Origin of the sequence: Pseudarthrobacter sulfonivorans, assembly GCF_031454915.1 — a bacterium.
Lineage (GTDB): Bacteria > Actinomycetota > Actinomycetes > Actinomycetales > Micrococcaceae > Arthrobacter > Arthrobacter sulfonivorans_C.
The window spans coordinates 204,503-222,063 of sequence record NZ_JAVDRS010000009.1 but is presented as its reverse complement, the minus strand read 5'-3'; the positions used below and the strand labels follow the sequence as shown (position 1 = coordinate 222,063).

The window sequence follows — 17,561 nt, the reverse complement described above, 5'->3', positions numbered from 1 at the left end:
TTCCTGTTGGAACGCGATCTTTCCATTAAAGACGGCACGGTCGTTGCAACTCCCAAAATCTCGGGGTGTTGCAACGACCGCTAGAACTCAAGGAATTCCCGCCGTCGTCCTCTTGCGTTCTTGCCCTCTTGCGTTCCTGCTGGGGTCCGGACGGGTGCCGTCCGCTACTGACGAAGGTCGAGCGCGGCGAGGAGCCGGGCCACCGAGCCACCCAGGTTCCATTCGCCGGCGAGCCGTTCCAGTTCGGCCCGTGACTCGCCTACCACCGGGTGCAGCTGCGCCCCGGCTTCCTCGAGCGTCGGCAGCGCCAGGTCACGGACCACGTTCACCACCACGGGCGCTACTTTGAGGTAGTCGCTGGCGGCGGCGAGCTTGGCCCGCACGGACGCGGAGAGGCCACTGCCAGGATCCGCTGCTGCCTCGAGGAGTCCGTCGAGGGTGCCGTACTCGCCAAGAAGCGTCGCTGCCGTTTTCTCACCGATGCCGGCGACCCCAGGCAGCCCGTCCGAGGCGTCGCCCCGGAGGGTCGCATAGTCCGCATACTGCTGGGGCAGCACCCTGTATTTTCCGACGACGACGGCGTCAGTCAGGACTTCGAGGTTCCGCATCCCGCGCGCGGTGTAGATCACGCGTGCGTGGCGGTCGTCGTCGACGAGCTGGAAAAGATCGCGGTCGCCGGTCACCACGTCGACGGGAAGGTCAGCCTGGCTGGCGTAGGTGCCCACAACGTCGTCGGCCTCATGGTCAGCCGCGCCCACAACGGCAATCCCGGCGAGCTCCAGGACCCTGCGGATCATGGGAAGCTGCGCTTCGAGCGCATCCGGCACCACTTCCACGTCCGGGGCGTTGGCCACCACCTCCGCCACCCGATGCGACTTGTAGGTGGGAATGAGGTCCACGCGCCACTGCGGACGCCAGTCGTCATCCCAGCATGCGACCAGATGCGTGGCCCCGTAATCGGTGGTGAGCCGCGCGATCATGTCCAGCAGCCCGCGGACCGCGTTCACCGGAGTGCCGTCGGCGCGGCGGAGGGTGTCCGGCAGGCCGTAGAAGGCGCGGAAGTACAGGGACGCGGTGTCGAGCAGCATCAGGCGTTGGGACATACCTGATCCTGACACGGATGAAGCCCACGACGACAGCGGCCCACGGGATACGCTGATTGTATGTCCCGAGTGAGCGTCAACGGCGTGGATCTCTACTACGAGGAACGGGGCGAAGGGCTCCCCATCCTGGGCGTGCACGGTACGCCCAGCTCGGCGGTGCTGTGGGCGGACGCCGCGCAGGAACTCGCCCGGCATGGCCGCTGCATCACCTATGACCGCAGGGGTTTCCACCGCAGTTCCCCGCCGGTCCCGTTCGAGTCCATGGACCTGGTGGAACACGTCGACGACGCCGCAGCCCTCCTCGCGGCGCTGCATGCCGGGCCGGCAGTGGTCATCGGGCGAAGCACAGGCGGCCTCATTGCCCTCGAACTCGCCCGCCGTTTTCCCGACAAAGTGCAGGCGCTGGTTCTCCTGGAGCCGGCACTGTTCACCATCGATCCGGACGCTGCGGCGTGGGCCCGGAACCTTCGGCAGCGGGTGCTTGAACTGGCGTCCGGTCAGCCCGGGCTGCTGGCCGAGTCCGTGATCCGGGAGGCTGCCGGCGACGCGGCCTGGGAAGCACTCCCCGCAGGGCTCCGAGAGATGTTCGCCGGAACCAGCAACGCCGTCCTCGCCGAAATCAACGGCCACGGCTTCGACCTCAGCGACGACGCGCTGGAACTGAGCGAAGAGGACCTTGCCGGGATCCGCCGGCCAACACTCATCGTCTCCGCCGAGGACTCTGTAGGAGCCTTCCGGGCTGTCAACGCACGGCTGTCAGGCGCGTTGCCGTTCACCCACACGGTTCAAGTCACAGGCGGCCACGTCATCAATCCCGCCCACCCGGCTGTCCTGGATTTCGTGGACCGGATCGCCGGCACAGACCGTGCTGCTAGCTGGCACCAGTCGGACGGTACGTGATCTGATCAGCCGTGACCAGGTCTCCGGGGTGGCTCAGTTGTCTTCCACGAACACCTCAACCGCCACAACGTGAACGTCCATCAGTCCCCGGGCCGGTGCCGGTTTCTCCAACAGGACCGGCGAACCGTACTGGCTGGCCCAGTCCCGTGCGTCGGGCCCGAGCACGTCATCAATCCACACCACTGAGTCCCAGTCTGCGTCACCGAGCAGTTCCATCCTGGCCAGCCACCTGCTGACCGGCCGAAGCTTCGGCGTCGCCGCGCCGGACTCGTTCAGCGCCTTGACTGGCAGCGGCACCCTCAGCGGCTGCTCATCCAACTGCAGCTGTGCCTCCAGCCCGGCCGTCTGTTCCGCGGGCCACGTCGACACCCAGGCGATCCGTCCGCACCGGGCCAGCCTCCTGACCAGCGCAACCCGCGCGGCGGAGAGGACCAGCCGCGGTTCGCCGCCGGTGGTGGCCGCCCGCGCCGTCGGGTTGAGAACTCCGTCGATGTCGAGGAGGATCAGCGGTTTCATAACGTGACCCTAGCCCGTGCGGACCTGTGGCCGCACCGGCAGTCCGGTATTGGTTATCCGCAGCGCCACACCGCCGCGCATCTTTGCGGAGTTGGCGGCGTCGGGCAGAATGTGCTTCATGGGGCGTTGGAGCGAAGAGCAAGTGATCGGCGCCGCGCCCGACCCCTCTTCCTTGGCGGCTGCCCGAAAGCTGGCGCGGCCGGGGCCTTGGTCAGAGAGCGGGAGCAACGACGCCCTCGTCTGGGGCAAGTGCCAGGGCAGCGGCAAGACTCCCTATCAGGTGAGCGTGGACGTTGCCGCCCCGGCGTACAGGTGCTCCTGCCCGAGCCGCAAGTTCCCCTGCAAGCATGCGCTGGCGCTGCTCCTGATGTGGGCGCGGAATGAAATGGCCGACGGCGGCGCGGAGACTGCCGCTTTCGCCGAGGAGTGGGCAAGCCAGCGGGCGGATCGGGCCGCCACCAAAGAGCGGCGCCAGACGGAGCAGCTGACGGATCCGACCGCCCAGGCCAAGCGGCTGGCCGACAGGCTGTCACTGATGGATGCCGGGATCGCCGATTTCGCCCGCTGGCTTACGGATCTGGTGCGGACGGGGCTGGCCGCTGCCCACAACCAGCCGTATTCCTGGTGGGACGCTACAGCGGGACGCCTGGTTGACGCCCAGCTGCCGGGCCTGGCGGAACAGGTGCGGGCCATGGGATCGGACGTCCATGCCCGCGCCGATTGGGCCGATCATCTGCTCTTTCGTACCGGCCGCTGGTGGGCATTGACCAAAGCCTGGGGCAAACGGGACGAGCTGACTGTCCACGAGTTCGCGGACCTGCGCGTGGCACTGGGCTGGGCGACGCCGTCGGCCGACGTCCAGGCCACGGAGACGCTGCCCGGTCCGTGGCTGGTGCTCGGTGCCCACCGGGGTGACGACGGACGGCTCCAGCAGCAGCGCACGTGGCTTCGCGGCCCCGATGGCACCGTGGTGGTGGTGCTCGACTTCGCGGCGCAGGGTGAAGCGCTCGCCACACCGCAGCTGGCCGGCGCCGTGCTGGATGCCACCGTTGCCCGGTATCCGGGCACCGCACCACGGCGGGCGATGTTCACCGGCCCGATCACCCCGCGCGGACTGGCCGACAGCTTAGGTGAGGGCCGCAGCATCGCCGACGTGCTCGAAACGGAAGGGACCGCCGTCGCGCTTTCCCCGTGGCGTGAGCGTCACCCCGCATTGTTCGCCGGAGTCCGTGTCTGCCCGGGCAATCCAGGCTGGCTGCGGGACAGTGCCGGCGATGCCCTCCTCATGATTGACGCGCCAACGGACACCCTGCTGGCACTGACCGGCGGCCATCCAGTCCACGTGTTCGGAGAACTGGAGGAAGGGCGCGTCCGGCCCCTGTCCGTCGTTGTCAACGGAACGGTGGTGACGCCATGACCTGGGTGGCGGATCTTCGCAGCGCAGCGCTCATCGGCACGGGACGGCATGCCGTGCCGGCGCCGGTCCCCGGACTGGGATTCCGTCCTCCCGGCGAAGTGTCACCCGAGGAACTGTTGCTCGACCAGGCAGCCCTGGCCGACGTCATCACCCGTGCCGCCCGCCGCCCGGGTACGGCGGACGCCGCCAACACCCCTGATCCGGCGCCAGCGGACGTTGCACCGCCGGCCACTGGTGAAGCAGCCCGCCTCCTGGACCTGCTGCTGAGCCAGCCGCCGGTTGGCCAAGAGCTGCGAATGAGGCTTGTCATTGACTGGCTGCAGTTCGCGGCCCGGGCCGGGCTCTGCGTCCCACACCGTTCACTCCCCGCCGTGCTGGCCCTGGCCGAGGCACGGCCGGCGGTGGCCGCGCAGCTGCTTCCGGCCATCGGCATCCGGGGCCGCTGGCTTTTGGGCCTCGGGTCCACCGCCTCCGGAACGCTCCCCGGGACCGCGGCCACCGGGGCTGGGCCCAAAGCGGCCGAGGCTGCAACGGAACTTGAACGGCTCCGGCGCAGCGACCCGGCCGCCGCCCGGGACCGGCTGCGCGAGGACTGGGACGGGTTCAGCGCCCGGGAACGCGCCGCGCAGCTGGGCGTTCTCGCCACTGGCCTCGGCCCGGATGACGAAGGCCTGCTCGAACGGGCACTGGACGAAAAGGCCAAGATTGTCCGCGATGCCGCCGCGGCGCTGCTTGACCGGCTCCCCGGCAGCGCCCGGGCCCAGCGGATGGCAACCCGGCTTGCGCCCCTGCTCCGCGTCAAAGGGCTGCTGCGCAGGCAGTTCGACATCGACCTGCCACCCGACCCGGACCCCGCCGCCGTGCGCGACGGAATCGCCCCGTTACCCCGCACCGGCGAACCCGACCGGCTGGGGCGGCTGGACACCATCATCCGCGGCGCCCCGCTGGACGTGTGGACGACCGCCGCCGGGCGGAACCCGGCGGCGGCCTTGGCAATGCTCGACCGCGAACCCCGCGTGGTGGAGAGCATCTTCACAGCAGCGGCCCTCCGCTCCGACGTGGAATGGGCACGCGCCCTGCTCGATCTTCGCGCCGACGCACGGCTGCTGTCCTGTTTGCCGGCGGCCGAACAGGAGCCCGCACTTCTGCGCCACATCAACAGTGGCACCCTGCAGCCCATGGCCCTGGCCGCGCTGCTGCGCGACGTGCCGAGGCCGTGGGGACTGCCGTTGGGCAACGCCGTCGTCGAGCTGCTCGCCGCCAAGGACGGGGGCTACCTGGCTGAGCTGGTGGCTCCGTTCCTGCCGCTGGCGCTGCCGCCCGATGCGGCAGCTCAATGCCACCACCTGCTTCAACGTTCCGACGACGACGCCAGCCGGCGCCGCGTGTTCCGGGATGTTGTGCAGTACCAATCGTTCCGACAATCCCTGACGGAGGCCTTCCGATGACCGATGCCCAGACCACCGCCCCGGACATTCTGCGTGCCCATGCGGAAACCGCCTACGCCGATGAACTGCTGGCACTGGCCACCGCCGACGATCGGCCCCGACCGCCCAGCTGGAAGCTCTCCCCGTGGGCCGTAGCCACGTACATCCTCGGCGGCACCCTCCCCGACGGCACGGTGGTCAGCCCGAAGTATTTGGGATCAGCGCGGCTGGTTGAAATCGCTGTGGCTTCACTGGCCACCGACCGGGGCCTGCTGCTGCTTGGCGTGCCGGGCACAGCAAAGACCTGGCTCGGCGAACACCTGGCCGCGGCCATCTCCGGCACGTCCACTCTGGTGGTGCAGGGCACCGCCGGCACGCCGGAAGAGGCGCTGAGGTATGGCTGGAACTACGCGCGGCTGCTCGCCGATGGCCCGTCCCGCGCTGCCCTCGTGGCCGGACCGGTGATGCGGGCCATGGAGACCGGCAGCCTGGTTCGGGTCGAAGAGCTCACCCGGATCCCGTCGGATGTGCAGGATTCGCTGATCACGATCATGAGCGAGAAGACGCTGCCGATCCCCGAACTCAATGCTGAAGTGCAGGCGCGCAAGGGATTCAACGTCATCGCCACCGCGAACAACCGCGACAAAGGCGTTAACGACCTGTCCTCGGCGTTGCGCCGGCGGTTCAATACCGTGGTCCTGCCGCTTCCCGACAGCCTCGACCAGGAAGTGGAAATCGTCACCACCCGTGTGCGCAGCCTCGGCGCGGCCCTCGAACTTCCGGCGGATCTTGCGGCTCTTTCCGAGATCCGGCGGGTGGTCACGGTGATGCGGGAACTTCGGGCCGGCCTGACCCAGGACCAGCGCACCACCCTCAAGTCCCCGTCCGCCACGCTGTCCACGGCCGAGGCGATCTCGGTGATGACCAATGGCCTGTCGTTGGCAGCCCACTTCGGGGACGGCAGCGTCCGTGCCCAGGACGTGGCGGCCAGCCTGGTCGGGGCCGTGGTGAAGGACCCGGTCCAGGACCGCGTGATCTGGCAGGAGTACCTGGAGACCGTTGTCCGGAACCGGCCGGAGTGGAAGGACCTCTACCGGGCCTGCCGCGACCTCGAAAGCTCGAACTGATCCATGACGGACGTCCATGTCCTGGGGATCCGGCACCACGGGCCGGGTTCGGCGCGTTCGGTGGCCGAGGCTTTGGCAACCATCCGGCCGGACCTGGTCCTGGTGGAGGGACCGCCGGAGCTCGACCCGGTCATCCCGCTGGTTGCCGATGCCGGGATGGTCCCGCCAGTGGCGGCGCTGATTTACGCTGCTGACCAGCCGCGCCTGGCCACGTTCTATCCGCTGGCGGACTTTTCCCCGGAGTGGGTGGCCATCAGATGGGCGCACTCGGTGGGGATCCCGGTCCGGACCATCGACCTGCCGGCAGCGCACAGCTTCGCACTGCATGCGGCCCGCGATGAGGCCAACGATGAGGCCGAGCCGGTTCAGCCGCCGCCTCCGACGCAGCCCTACCGGCCGGATGCGATCTCGATGCTGGCCCAGGCCGCCGGATACAGCGACGCAGAACGCTGGTGGGAGGACGCCGTGGAGCACCGCACGTCCGACCCCATCGAAAGGTTCGCGGCCATTACCGATGCCATCGCGGAAATCCGCGCCGTGGATGACCGGCCCGACGGGCACGCCGACGTGGTCGAGAACAGCCGCCGCGAAGCCGCCATGCGGCGGCTCCTGCGGGCCGCCATGCGCGAGGGGCACGCGCGGATCGCCGTAGTGTGTGGGGCCTATCACGCCCCCGCCCTGGTGCCGGCGAACTTTCCCGCGGCGACGGCGGATAACAAGCTTCTGGCCGGTTTGCCCAAGACCAAGGTAGCGGTCACATGGGTGCCGTGGACATCGGACCGGCTCCGCCTGGAAACCGGGTACGGGGCCGGTGTCACGGCGCCCGGCTGGTACCAGCATCTGTTCGCCCACTGGACTGCCCGGGACCCCGTGGCTGATGTGGCCACCACGTGGCTGGTCCGCGTCGCCCAAACGCTCCGCCGCGAGAACCTCGACGCGTCGCCGGCCTCCGTTGTGGAGGCGAGCCGGCTGGCAGCCACCCTGGCCGCCGTCCGCGGCCGCCCCAGCCCCGGCCTGGTAGAACTGGACGACGCCGCGCAGGCCGTTCTCTGCGACGGCTCGCCACTCCCCTTGGCTTTGGTGCGCCGCGAGCTCACCATCGGACCCGGGCTGGGAAGCGTGCCGGAGGCAGCGCCGACCGTGCCGCTCGCCGCTGACCTGGCGGCTACCCAGCGCCGGCTGCGCCTGCTGCCCAAGGCGATGGAAGAGGCCGTGTCGATCGACCTCCGCAAGCCTGCCCAGCTGGCCCGTTCAGTGCTGCTGCACCGGCTGGCCCTCTTGGGCGTGGACTGGGGAACGCCGGCTGACACCGGACGCACAACTGGCACGTTCAAGGAGGCCTGGACGCTCCTCTGGCAGCCGGAACTGGCCGTCGCGGTGGTGGATGCCGGCCGTTATGGGACCACTGTCGCCGCGGCAGCGGCAGCATGCGTGGCCGAACGCGCCCAAGGTTCCGGCACCTTGGCGGACCTCAGCGAACTCCTCGAAAGCTGCCTGCTGGCCGACCTGCCGGACGGTATCGGCTCTGTAGTGTCGGTGCTCGCCGAGAGAACCGCAGTGCAGCAGGATGTCGCGCCGCTGATGGAAACCATCGCCCCGCTCGCCCGGACCTGCCGGTACGGGAATGTGCGCGGAGTGGACGTCACCGGCGTGCACACCATCCTCGATGCCACCGTAGTGCGGGCATGCGTCGGCCTGCCTGTCGCCTGCGGCGGGCTGGACGACGCTGCTGCCGACGCCATGCGGCACGCCATTGATGCGGCTCAATACGGGTTGTCGTTGTTGCCGGACCTGCCACTGGACGACTGGCACCGGGCCCTGGCCGCCGTCGCCGGTTCGGACCGGATCCACGGGTCTGTCGCCGGCCGCGCCACCCGCCTGCTGCTGGATGCCGGGCTGGTGGAACGGGATGAGGTGGCCGCCCGCCTCAGCCAGCGGCTGTCCATCGCCACGCCGGCGCCCGAGGCCGCCGCCTGGCTGGACGGCTTCCTGTCCGGCGACGCGGTGCTGCTGATCCATGACCGGCGCCTCCTGCAGATCGTCGATGATTGGGTTGCGGGCGTCCAGGACGAAATGTTCGACGACGTCCTGCCGTTGCTGCGCAGGACGTTCTCCGCATTCAGCCGGCCTGAGCGGCGCGAGATCGGCGAGCAGCTCAGCCGCGCACAAGCGCCCGCGCGGGGGCTGGACGTCGCTGAGCAGGACATCAGCGGCGCCGGCCCGGCAATCCACACGATGGCAAGAATCCTGGGATGGGAGGCAATCGCGTGACTGACACGAATCCAGAGGACCGTGACAGGCTCAGCCGGTGGCGCATGGTGCTCGGCGGGCATGAGGCCGACGGCATCTTGAGGGACGGCGGCGAAAGCATTGTCCTCTCGGCCGATGATGCCCGCCGGGACGGCGTGCTGGAAGCCCTCTACGATGCGCCAAACAAAGGGCCCGGAGGCCTCGGTGCGTCCAGCCCGCGCGTTGCCCGGTGGCTCGGCGACATCCGGGGCTACTTTCCGTCCTCAGTAGTGCAGGTAATGCAGGCGGATGCCATGGACAGGCTTGGTCTTCGGCAACTGCTGCTTGAACCTGAGATGCTCCGCACCGTGCAGCCCGACCTCAGCCTCGTCAGCACGCTCATCGGACTGGGCAGGGTTATCCCCGAGCATTCCCGTGAGACGGCAAGAACAGTGGTCCGGCAGGTGACGAGAGAGCTGGAGGAGCGGTTGCGCGCCAGAACCGTCCAGGCCGTTTCGGGTGCGCTGAACCGGGCCGCGCGGACCCGGCGGCCCCGGCACCGGGACATCGACTGGAACCGCACCATCGCCGCAAACCTCAAGAACTATCAGCCGGACTACCGCACGGTGGTGCCCGAGCGGCTCGTCGGCTACGCCCGGAGCAGCAACGAGGTGCAGCGCGAAATCATCCTGTGTATCGACCAGTCCGGTTCAATGGCCGAATCCGTGGTGTATTCCAGTGTGTTCGGGGCCGTCCTCAGCTCCCTGCGGTCCGTGCGCACCCGGCTGGTGGTCTTTGACACCGAGGTGGTTGACCTCACCGAGGACCTGGAGGATCCGGTGGATGTGCTCTTCGGTGTGCAGCTCGGCGGCGGCACGGACATCAACCGGGCGCTGGCCTACTGCCAAGGCCAGATCACCCAGCCGACCGACACAATCCTTGTCCTGATCAGTGACCTCTACGAGGGCGGAATCGCTGAAGAGATGCTGCGGCGCGCCGCTGCCATCGTCGGATCAGGAGCCACCTTGATTGCCCTCCTGGCCCTCAGTGACAGTGGCCACCCCAGCTTCGATGCCAACCACGCCGCTGCGCTCGCGGGCATCGGCGTCCCGGCCTTCGCCTGCACGCCGGACCTGTTTCCTGAGCTGATGGCTGCGGCGATCGAACGCAGGGACGTCAGCGAATGGGCCGCCACTCACGACATTGCGACGTCGCATGCGACCTGATGCATGCCGGTCCCTTGACCGTCAGGTCGGGGGTCGCTAGCGTCAGCCACATGGGCACCGTCTTCGGCGGGATGGCTATGAGCCTGGATGGATACATCCGTTCTGGGAACGGCGACTTGTCATGGCTGAACGACGCCATGGCCAAGGATGAAGACTACGGTTTTGAGGCGACTGAGCGCAGGACCGGCGCTTATGTCATGGGCGCGCACACTTACCGTGAGGTGGCCCGAATGGGCGGCGGCGGTGGCTCTGCCATTCCGACGTACGTCGTCACCCACGACCTAACCATGGCCACGGGGCAGAATACCCAGCTGTTTTCCGGCGATCTGACAGAGCTTGTTGCCCGGATCAAGTCCTCCATCCCCGGCGACAAGGACATCTGTGTCTTCGGCGGCGGCCAGCTCCTGACCCAGTTCATTGAGCTGGGGTTGCTGGACGAATTAGGCCTCGCAGTGGTGCCGGTCATCCTCGGCGGCGGTGTGCCGTTCATCGGCAGGATCAGCCAATGGCGGAAGCTGGAACTCCGGGAATGCCGCTCCTACCCGTCCGGCATCGCGCTGCTGAATTACGGGCTGAGGCAATAACACCCCAGCCCAAACAGGCGGACCGGCCGGCCGCTACTGCGCGTGGCCGGACCCCAGTCTTTAGCGGACGGAACTAAGCATCCGCCGTGGCTTCGAAGGTCTGAATGGTGCGGCGTGCCAGGCGCGGGATGATCTGCTCTGCGCCGATGCTGCGGACATGCTCATATTCACGGTGGGCCGCAAAGCCAGCGGCATCCGCGTACCGCTCCAGGATCACGATATGGGTGGGGTCCTCGACGCCCTGAAAGTACTCATAGGACAGATTTGCCTCCTCCGTGCGGGTGGCTGCGGCCATCTCGCCCAGGAGGCGGAGAACGGTTTCCGTTTCTTCGGGTTTCACCTGGTAGCGAACAACCACGTCGAAGTATGTCTGTGCCATATCAGCGTTCCTTGCTCTTGAGCCTTGCGGCCGGGTTGGGGACCGGCAGCCACATCATCGTAGCTGGCAGGTCAGGCTTCCAGCCGGAACGCCACTCAGGTGGCCTCAAATCCGGCGCCAGCCGGCGGCATAACCCAAACCCGATCTGCAGGGCATCCTCGTCGCCCCTGTAGAATCCCGGATCATGAGCTCCACACCAAGCACCCCCACAGCAACCATCCGAGCCGTCTTCCTGGATGTGGACGGAACCTACGCGGACTACGGGATTGTTCCTGAGGGCCATGTGCAGGCGGTCCGCACCGCGCGGGCGGCCGGACACAAGGTCCTGCTGTGCACTGGACGCCCGGTGTCCATGCTGCCGGAGACCATCCTCGGAGCCGGCTTTGACGGCCTTGTGGCAAGTGCCGGAGCTTATGTAGAGGTGGATGGGGAAGTCCTGCTGGACCGCCGGTTCCCCGCCGACCTCGCGGCCAGAACCGTAGCCGTACTCGACGCCCACGATGCCGTCTACATTCTCGAAGCCCAGGATTCACTGCATGTGGCCCCGCACGCCGAGGCACGGCTCCGCGCCATCATCGAGGAGCACTTCCGGCGCGCGCCGGAGGGCCAGCCGAAGGGCGCCTCGGCGATCCTCGGATCCGTGCGTGTCACGCCCAACCGGGCGGCGGCCGCGTTCGCCAAAGTCTCTGTCTTCGAGGCTCCGGTACCCATGGAGCAAATCGCGGAAGAAATCGGTCCGGACATCGCCGTCGTCGCCAATTCAATTGCCAATGAAGGGCGGCACGCGGGCGAGTTGTACCAGCGCGGCATCAGCAAGGCCGACGGCGTCGCGGCCGTCATAGCCCACTTCGGCATCGAACGCGAGGACACCGTTGCGATCGGCGACGGCCAGAACGACCTCGAAATGATCGCGTTCGCGGGTGTGGGCATTGCCATCGAGGGCTCCTCGCCGGAACTCCTCGCCCTGGCCGACCGCACGGCAGCGCCGCCGCACCGGGAAGGACTGGTTGACGCGTTCACTGAACTCGGCCTCATCTGAGGCACACCTAACCGCAGCCTCCGGCCACCTATTCGTGCGGGCCGGCTGCCTCTTCCCCGAACGTGACACCGCTGCCAAAGCGGCAGCTCGCATTGAGGGCGCCTTCCGCGATTCCCGTCAGGCGACCGTCCAGTATATTCGTGCCATAGACCAACGGCGCTGGTGCGTAGGCAACCGCCAGGGCGATCCGCCGGCTCCCGTCGGCGCTGGCCATAGCGACGCTTCCATATCCCGGGATGTCGCCGGCATAGCCAACGTAGAAGCCGTTCGTGCAGGAGTCCTTCCATTTGTAAAGGCCAAGCCCAAACTTGGCGTGGATGGGGCCCTGCATTTCCGCTACCAGATCGCGCGTCACCAGCCGCCCATCCAGCAGGGCACCGAAGAAGGTGTTGAGGTCACCCACAGTCGAGACGAGGCCGGTGTCCGCGGCACCGACGTGCAGGGCGGCAAATGCGGCGTCGGCGGGTTCAGCGTCGATGAGCGTATACCCATGGACCATGTCGTCAGGTACCGGTCCATCGTCCGTCAGCCTGGTGCCAGTGAGGTTGAGGGGCTGCCAGATCTCGGCTCGCAGGACGTCCGAGAGAGGCTTCCCGCGGAGACGTTCGACGATCAGGCCGAGGGCGATGTAGTTGGAATTCGAGTAGCTGGCCCATTGGGCGGGGTAACGCTGCCAGGGAAGAGCAGCTGCCAAGGCGAGTTTGTCCTCAGGGCCCCGCCGGGTGGCGAGGGCCTGCTGCAGTTCGGGCGAGTTCAGCAGGGCGGTGTAGTAGTCGGGCATGCCTGACGTGTGGCGGAGCAGGTCCCGCACGGTGTAGGGCTCCTCATGGGGGAACAGGTTAGGCAGTTCCGGAAGGTAGGAGCTGGCGGGTTCGTCAAGGGACAGCCTGCCCTCGTCCGCGAGCTTGAGGACGGAGACGGCCACGAGGGACTGGGTGATGTCACCGGCAGGGATGGGGTCCGTGGCCCGGGCAGCTTCTCCCCCGGGCTTACGTGCGCCGGCGGCATAGGTCCAGGCCTCCGCACCCACGCGCAGTTCGAGCAGGACCGCAGAGGCACCGGCGTTGATCAGCTCCTGGCTGTCGTGCTTAAGCTGTGCCTTTGGCTCGAGGCCGGGGAACTTGAGAGATTGGTGACGATCAGAGGGTACGGCTGCCGACGGCAGCGCCGACGTCGGCGCTGCGGGCTCCCGGAAGTCGAACTCTGTTTCGTAGGTGCATCCGCCCAGCACCATGCCGGCTGCAGCCGCGACGGCAATGGCGGCAGCCCTGACCGACGATCCGACTGCGCCGTGCCCAGACATCGGACAACCTTCTGCCTGCCGGTTCCCGGCCCGCCGTGGAGCGGGGCTGTCCCGACACTTTTATGCTCCCACGGCTTCAGAACGAGTCAATACTCGGGCCCGGGTTGCAGGACCGCCGGTGCAGGTCAGGGAGATGCAACTTCTGCCAACCCCGTCTCCTGGGTGAGCTGGGCGTGCGTGCTTCACCGATCAGCGCATAGTGGAAGACCCGGCCCGATGCATTTTCCCTACTGCCACGCGGCTCCACGCTGAACCACCCGTGGCCGGCGACCGCCTGAGCCCAGGCATCGGCTTCTTCCCAATACACGGCACCGGGACTGCGTTGGGGATGGACATGCATGGCGACCGAAATCATAAACGCGGCAGCCTCCGCTGACGGGCCGAGGGCGAAGCACACCACATCCACGCTGACGCCCTGGTTCACGCAGGAGGGCTTGCGGGCCATGGCTGTGGCGGCCACATCAACAGCACCTTCGTGGAAGTCCTGCCATCCGAGGGCGTACATCCGGCGGCGGAGCATTGAGAGCTCGTCGCCGCATATCATCTGGATCCTGTGGGTGAGTGTCCCGATCACGGCAAGTACGTCCTTCAGGAATAGAGAGTGAGGCTGACGCCGTCGCGGCTGCCGACCAACTGGCGGCCGGAACCTTTCAGGCTGACCACCCAGACGAACCCCGAGTCAGGCGTTTTGGCATCTACCCGAGCGACATACGGCAGTCCCTCCGCGGGGGTGACTTCAACGGTGGTGTCCACTTCGATCCCGGACCAGTCCTGGGCGGGATATTCAGGACCGCCGTTAACGTCCCCTTCCGGCACGGTGTCCGGCCCCCTCCGGACGGGGCGCCGCCGGCGCCTGCGGGGGCCAGACTCGACTGCCGTCATGCGATGCTCTCCAGCAATTTGGCAGGGGACGGAACGCCGTCGAAGTAGCCGCCCTTGAAGAACAGCAGCGGCTCTGCGCCCTCCCGGGCGCCGAGGGCGCGGACCGCTCCCACCACAATGGTGTGGTCGCCGCCGTCGTACTCTTCATGAAGCTCGCAGTCCACCCAGGCGAGCGCCTGGTCCAGCACTGGATTCCCCAGCGGCGAGGAGCAGTAATCCACGCCGGCAAACTTGTCGGTACCGGAACGGGAAAACTGGCCGGCCAGGTGCTGGTGCCCGGCGGGCAGGATGTTCACTGTGAAGCGTCCGGCCTGACGCAGCAACGGCCACGTGCTGGAGCTGCGGGCCGGGTTGAAGGTGACCAGGGCCGGGTCCAGGGAGAGGGAGGAGAAGGACTGGCATGTGAAGCCCGCCGGGCCGTTGTGTGTTGCCGCTGTGATCACTGTCAGCCCGGAGGCAAAGTGGCCCAGGACGTGACGCAGACGCTGGGGGGTGAGATCAAAATGTTCCGTCATGTTCTTTCCTTTCAAAGCCGGTGATTCAAACCAACCACCCGCCCTGACCCCGTACAACCGCGGGTGAAATGCACCGACGCGCAAAGCAACGCGGCTTCACGGTCCGAAGCATGAAGTAACGATCCGGTTCCTCCACGTGGTGTTGACCTGCGCCTTAACCCTTCAGTCCCAAAATTAGCCGGCCGAGTAAACGGGCTGCGGGCACCACCTGTCCTGCCAATCGCAGCCGATCCTCGAGCGTCGCGCCCTGCTGCTCGACGCGGCTGCCCCCCGCCCGGGAGGGCGTCTTCTCGTCGCAGAGAACGTGGACACCGGAGCCCTAGGGGGCACCGCAAGCCTCCCGCCGTTGGGGTCTCCGCGTGCCCGCCAAGCGACGGAGCGAGACAACGGAACTCCGCCTCGTCGCCGTCCTTCCGGAAGCGCGGCGCTCCGGTATTGTTTGGAAACTGGTCGAAGAGTCGGTGGCACTATCCATCGAGCAAGGCGCCCGCCGGATGGTGCTGGACACGGGCTTGGAATGAATGGTCCCAGCCACCAGGTGGCGACAAGGTAGTCACGCCCACCTGCCCAGGCATCCCCACTCCGTGGTGTGCGGCGAGGCTCCGAAACCCAGGAAGCTCACGGACAAAATGGAGAGGACGGCCATCCCGAATTCCAGGGCCGAGGGTTGCCCGAACAGGGGCCACCGCGTTGGGTAGGACGTGCCGGAGCAGGATGGATTGCCACCGGACCCCGGCGGACCGCGCCACTTCGTAGACCGCCGTTCCTACGCGCAGCGACTCAGACCCGAAGGAATCCCGGCGGCCAGTTGAGTCAGCGTGGATCCACAGTAGAGCTGCGGATACCCACAGAGTTCCGCTGGCGTTCTGGTTGGCGAACCAAGGCTCGACCTAACATACAGAGCGTATGGAAGGCCGGAATGAAGGTGGTTCGGCTTCCCACTCACCGGGAGCCAGCCCGGTTTCGCTCACCGCACCCGGCTTGATCAACTGGCTAGCAACCACCATCGGGACTCCGACTTGTCAGGTTCTCGACTGGTCCTCACCAGGAGAGGTCTCCGACTATGCTTTCCCTTGCAAACCGGCGTTCGACGAATTTCTTTCGAGTTCGGGGCGTTAGCGCCAGGCGCCAGCTGACAATCATTGCAGTGTGCGCATTTGCCTCTGCGATGATCGGAATCGGCACCCCCGGCATCGGTTTTGACGAGGCCGCGACGTGGTGGGCGGCCAATCTGCCATGGTCCGGCTTGTTCCGCCTGCTAAGCCACCAGGACCTGAATTTTGCGCCGTATTACACCTTTATGCACTTTTGGATGGGCGTCTCAGACTCCTTGTGGTGGCTGAGGGTGCCGTCGGCCGTTGGCGGTGCGGTTGGCGTCGCCGCAACCGCAGGTCTCAGCCGATACTTGTTCGGCGCAAGAACCGCGTGGATTGCAGCCCTGTTGATGATCACAGCCTATTCATGGGTGAGGTTCTCCCAAGAGGTCCGGCCATATTCGTGGTCCCTGGCCGTCGCGACTTTGGCAACGTGGGCATTTGTCGCACTTTGCGATCGCTACGTTCGAAGGACTACTGCCATATATCTGGCACTCATGATCTTCTTGCCAGCAACTCACCTTTTCGCGGGAATGGCCAGCGGAATTCACTTCATCTACGCCGTGGCCCGCAGAGACAGAAGGATGGCTGTTGTGGCAGCATGCGGGGCGCTCCCCACCGCTGTGGCGGCACTGTTCGTCTTAGGTCAGGTGAAGCAAGTCTCTTGGCTGACGTCCGTGACAATGCCGGCGGCGGTTCAGGATCTCGTAGGGCAGAGTAAGGCGGTGTGGTACTTGCCTGTGGCGCTGGCCGCACTGATTGCTTTTGCTACCTATCGCTGGTTGGCCGCCGGGACAGTCAGGTCCCGGACGGATATTGCGCTCTTTGCCAGTTGGTGGGTTCTTCCTCCGGTCCTCTTATGGTGCGCTTCGGAGCTGGTCACACCGGTGTACACGCCCCGGTACGTGTTTTGGACTCTTCCGGCGATGGTCATTCCCGCTGCGGCGTTGGTGGTCAGGCTCGCCGCCTTGGGGCGAGCGCGGGTGGCAGTGGCGGCGGGACTCGTTTGTCTTTTGGCCGCCACACTCCCAAGCCAAATTAGCGCAAGGGCTGCCGACGGGCACCTGTGGGCACCGCAGCAGTTCGCTGCGGTAATGGGGGCCAACGCGAGGCCCGGTGACGCCCTCGTGAACCCGGATTTCCTGGCCTTGACCCTTAGATATCACCTACGAGGCCAGCACTTTCCCGAGCCATTAGTGGCGAGTCCGGCAGAGCAAGAGGGAACGTTCATGGATGTTCAGGTTCCTGTCAGATTTCAAGCCGAGCGCTTGCAGGGTTACTCGCGGGTGTGGATTCTCGCCGAGGTCCTCCGGGACCGGCCCTTGCCCGTAGGATTTTGTGCACGACAGTCCTGGACTTCAGCATTCAACATCGCGAGGCTGACTCTGGCGACCCCCTGTCCGTAATTCCCAGAAAGCTCGGAAAGTCCTCACTGAGGGTGTCGTTGGAGTGCGTGCCGACGGCGGACTGCCATGACTCGCTCCATATGTTGGAGAGTGGACGGCCAATCTGGGGATCCCGGACGCGAAGCCAGCAGATGTAGCCGGTCAAGTCACCGACGTCATATACCGTCCTTGAAGAACAGCAGCGGTTTTGCGCCCTCCCGGGCGCCGAGGGCGCGGACCGCTCCCACCACAATGGTGTGGTCGCCGCCGTCGTTCTCTTCATGAAGCTCGCAGTCCACCCAGGCGAGCGCCTGGTCAAGGACTGGATTGCCCAGCGGCGACGGGCAGTAATCCACGCCGGCAAACTTGTCGGTTCCGGAACGGGCAAACTGACCGGCCATGTGCTGGTGCCCGGCAGGCAGGATGCCCTGACCC

General features: G+C 66.8%; 17 protein-coding genes and 1 pseudogene. 10 read left to right on the top strand and 8 right to left on the bottom strand.

All coding sequences use genetic code 11. The features are described 5' to 3' along the window. Window positions 1–164: 164 nt before the first annotated feature. On the bottom strand, window positions 165–1,103 hold the full coding sequence (locus tag J2808_RS18945) for a 5'-3' exonuclease (protein ID WP_309819736.1): 939 nt from the start codon (window positions 1,101–1,103) through the stop codon (window positions 165–167). Between the two features lie 60 nt (window positions 1,104–1,163). Between J2808_RS18945 and J2808_RS18940 the strand changes: the two genes are divergently transcribed. Further along, window positions 1,164–2,003, top strand: coding sequence for an alpha/beta fold hydrolase (locus J2808_RS18940; protein ID WP_309819734.1), 840 nt, complete (start codon window positions 1,164–1,166; stop codon window positions 2,001–2,003). 33 nt (window positions 2,004–2,036) lie between these two features. Here J2808_RS18940 and J2808_RS18935 read toward each other — a convergent pair whose 3' ends face one another. Continuing rightward, window positions 2,037–2,519, bottom strand: coding sequence for an HAD domain-containing protein (locus J2808_RS18935; RefSeq protein WP_309819732.1), 483 nt, complete (start codon window positions 2,517–2,519; stop codon window positions 2,037–2,039). A 118-nt stretch (window positions 2,520–2,637) separates the two neighbouring features. Between J2808_RS18935 and J2808_RS18930 the strand changes: the two genes are divergently transcribed. From J2808_RS18930 to J2808_RS18905, 6 genes are read left to right on the top strand one after another with little or no spacing between them, the layout of a single operon-like run. Then, window positions 2,638–3,936, top strand: a complete 1,299-nt coding sequence (locus J2808_RS18930; RefSeq protein ID WP_309819731.1) for an SWIM zinc finger family protein — start codon at window positions 2,638–2,640, stop codon at window positions 3,934–3,936. Then, the gene (locus J2808_RS18925; RefSeq protein WP_309819730.1) at window positions 3,933–5,384 is read left to right on the top strand and encodes a DUF5691 domain-containing protein; all 1,452 of its coding nucleotides are present in this window, start codon (window positions 3,933–3,935) and stop codon (window positions 5,382–5,384) included. Before J2808_RS18930 ends, J2808_RS18925 begins: the two co-directional genes overlap by 4 nt. Then, a complete protein-coding gene (locus tag J2808_RS18920; protein ID WP_309819728.1) occupies window positions 5,381–6,490 on the top strand; it encodes an ATP-binding protein in 1,110 nt (369 codons plus the stop codon). Before J2808_RS18925 ends, J2808_RS18920 begins: the two co-directional genes overlap by 4 nt. Before the next feature lie 3 nt (window positions 6,491–6,493). Further along, complete coding sequence (locus J2808_RS18915) at window positions 6,494–8,761, top strand: DUF5682 family protein (RefSeq protein WP_309819726.1); 2,268 nt, start codon at window positions 6,494–6,496, stop codon at window positions 8,759–8,761. Beyond that, window positions 8,758–9,945 (top strand): VWA domain-containing protein, encoded by a 1,188-nt coding sequence (locus tag J2808_RS18910; protein WP_309819725.1) that lies wholly within the window; start codon window positions 8,758–8,760, stop codon window positions 9,943–9,945. The genes J2808_RS18915 and J2808_RS18910 overlap by 4 nt, the downstream gene beginning before the upstream one ends. Before the next feature lie 50 nt (window positions 9,946–9,995). Beyond that, a complete protein-coding gene (locus tag J2808_RS18905) occupies window positions 9,996–10,529 on the top strand; it encodes a dihydrofolate reductase family protein (protein ID WP_309819723.1) in 534 nt (177 codons plus the stop codon). Window positions 10,530–10,602: 73 nt separating this feature from the next. Here the strand turns inward: J2808_RS18905 and J2808_RS18900 are convergent, their stop codons facing one another. Further along, window positions 10,603–10,908 carry a putative quinol monooxygenase gene (locus tag J2808_RS18900; protein WP_309819721.1) on the bottom strand — a complete coding sequence of 102 codons (306 nt, stop codon included), beginning with the start codon at window positions 10,906–10,908 and terminating at the stop codon, window positions 10,603–10,605. Between the two features lie 184 nt (window positions 10,909–11,092). Between J2808_RS18900 and J2808_RS18895 the strand changes: the two genes are divergently transcribed. Next, window positions 11,093–11,947: an HAD family hydrolase gene (locus J2808_RS18895; protein ID WP_309819720.1), complete on the top strand. Its 855-nt coding sequence runs from the start codon at window positions 11,093–11,095 to the stop codon at window positions 11,945–11,947. A gap of 28 nt (window positions 11,948–11,975) precedes the next feature. Here the strand turns inward: J2808_RS18895 and J2808_RS18890 are convergent, their stop codons facing one another. The 4 genes from J2808_RS18890 to J2808_RS18875 all read right to left on the bottom strand — a co-directional run bounded on the left by J2808_RS18890 (window position 11,976) and on the right by J2808_RS18875 (window position 14,647). Further along, window positions 11,976–13,250: a serine hydrolase domain-containing protein gene (locus J2808_RS18890; RefSeq protein WP_309819718.1), complete on the bottom strand. Its 1,275-nt coding sequence runs from the start codon at window positions 13,248–13,250 to the stop codon at window positions 11,976–11,978. A 76-nt stretch (window positions 13,251–13,326) separates the two neighbouring features. Beyond that, complete coding sequence (locus tag J2808_RS18885; protein ID WP_309819716.1) at window positions 13,327–13,824, bottom strand: hypothetical protein; 498 nt, start codon at window positions 13,822–13,824, stop codon at window positions 13,327–13,329. Between the two features lie 14 nt (window positions 13,825–13,838). Beyond that, entirely contained in the window at window positions 13,839–14,132 is a 294-nt protein-coding gene (locus J2808_RS18880; RefSeq protein ID WP_309819714.1) for a hypothetical protein, read from the bottom strand. Next, window positions 14,129–14,647: a flavin reductase family protein gene (locus tag J2808_RS18875; protein ID WP_309819711.1), complete on the bottom strand. Its 519-nt coding sequence runs from the start codon at window positions 14,645–14,647 to the stop codon at window positions 14,129–14,131. The genes J2808_RS18880 and J2808_RS18875 overlap by 4 nt, the downstream gene beginning before the upstream one ends. Window positions 14,648–15,006: 359 nt before the next feature. Here J2808_RS18875 and J2808_RS18870 point away from each other — a divergent pair, with 359 nt between their 5' ends. Together J2808_RS18870 and J2808_RS18865 are read left to right on the top strand one after the other, a co-directional pair. Next, entirely contained in the window at window positions 15,007–15,168 is a 162-nt protein-coding gene (locus J2808_RS18870; protein ID WP_309819710.1) for a GNAT family N-acetyltransferase, read from the top strand. Window positions 15,169–15,710: 542 nt separating this feature from the next. After that, window positions 15,711–17,147 carry a glycosyltransferase family 39 protein gene (locus J2808_RS18865; RefSeq protein WP_309819708.1) on the top strand — a complete coding sequence of 479 codons (1,437 nt, stop codon included), beginning with the start codon at window positions 15,711–15,713 and terminating at the stop codon, window positions 17,145–17,147. Between the two features lie 155 nt (window positions 17,148–17,302). Here the strand turns inward: J2808_RS18865 and J2808_RS18860 are convergent. Then, window positions 17,303–17,551: pseudogene (locus tag J2808_RS18860) on the bottom strand (flavin reductase family protein); the annotation flags it as partial. Between the last annotated feature and the right edge of the window lie 10 nt (window positions 17,552–17,561).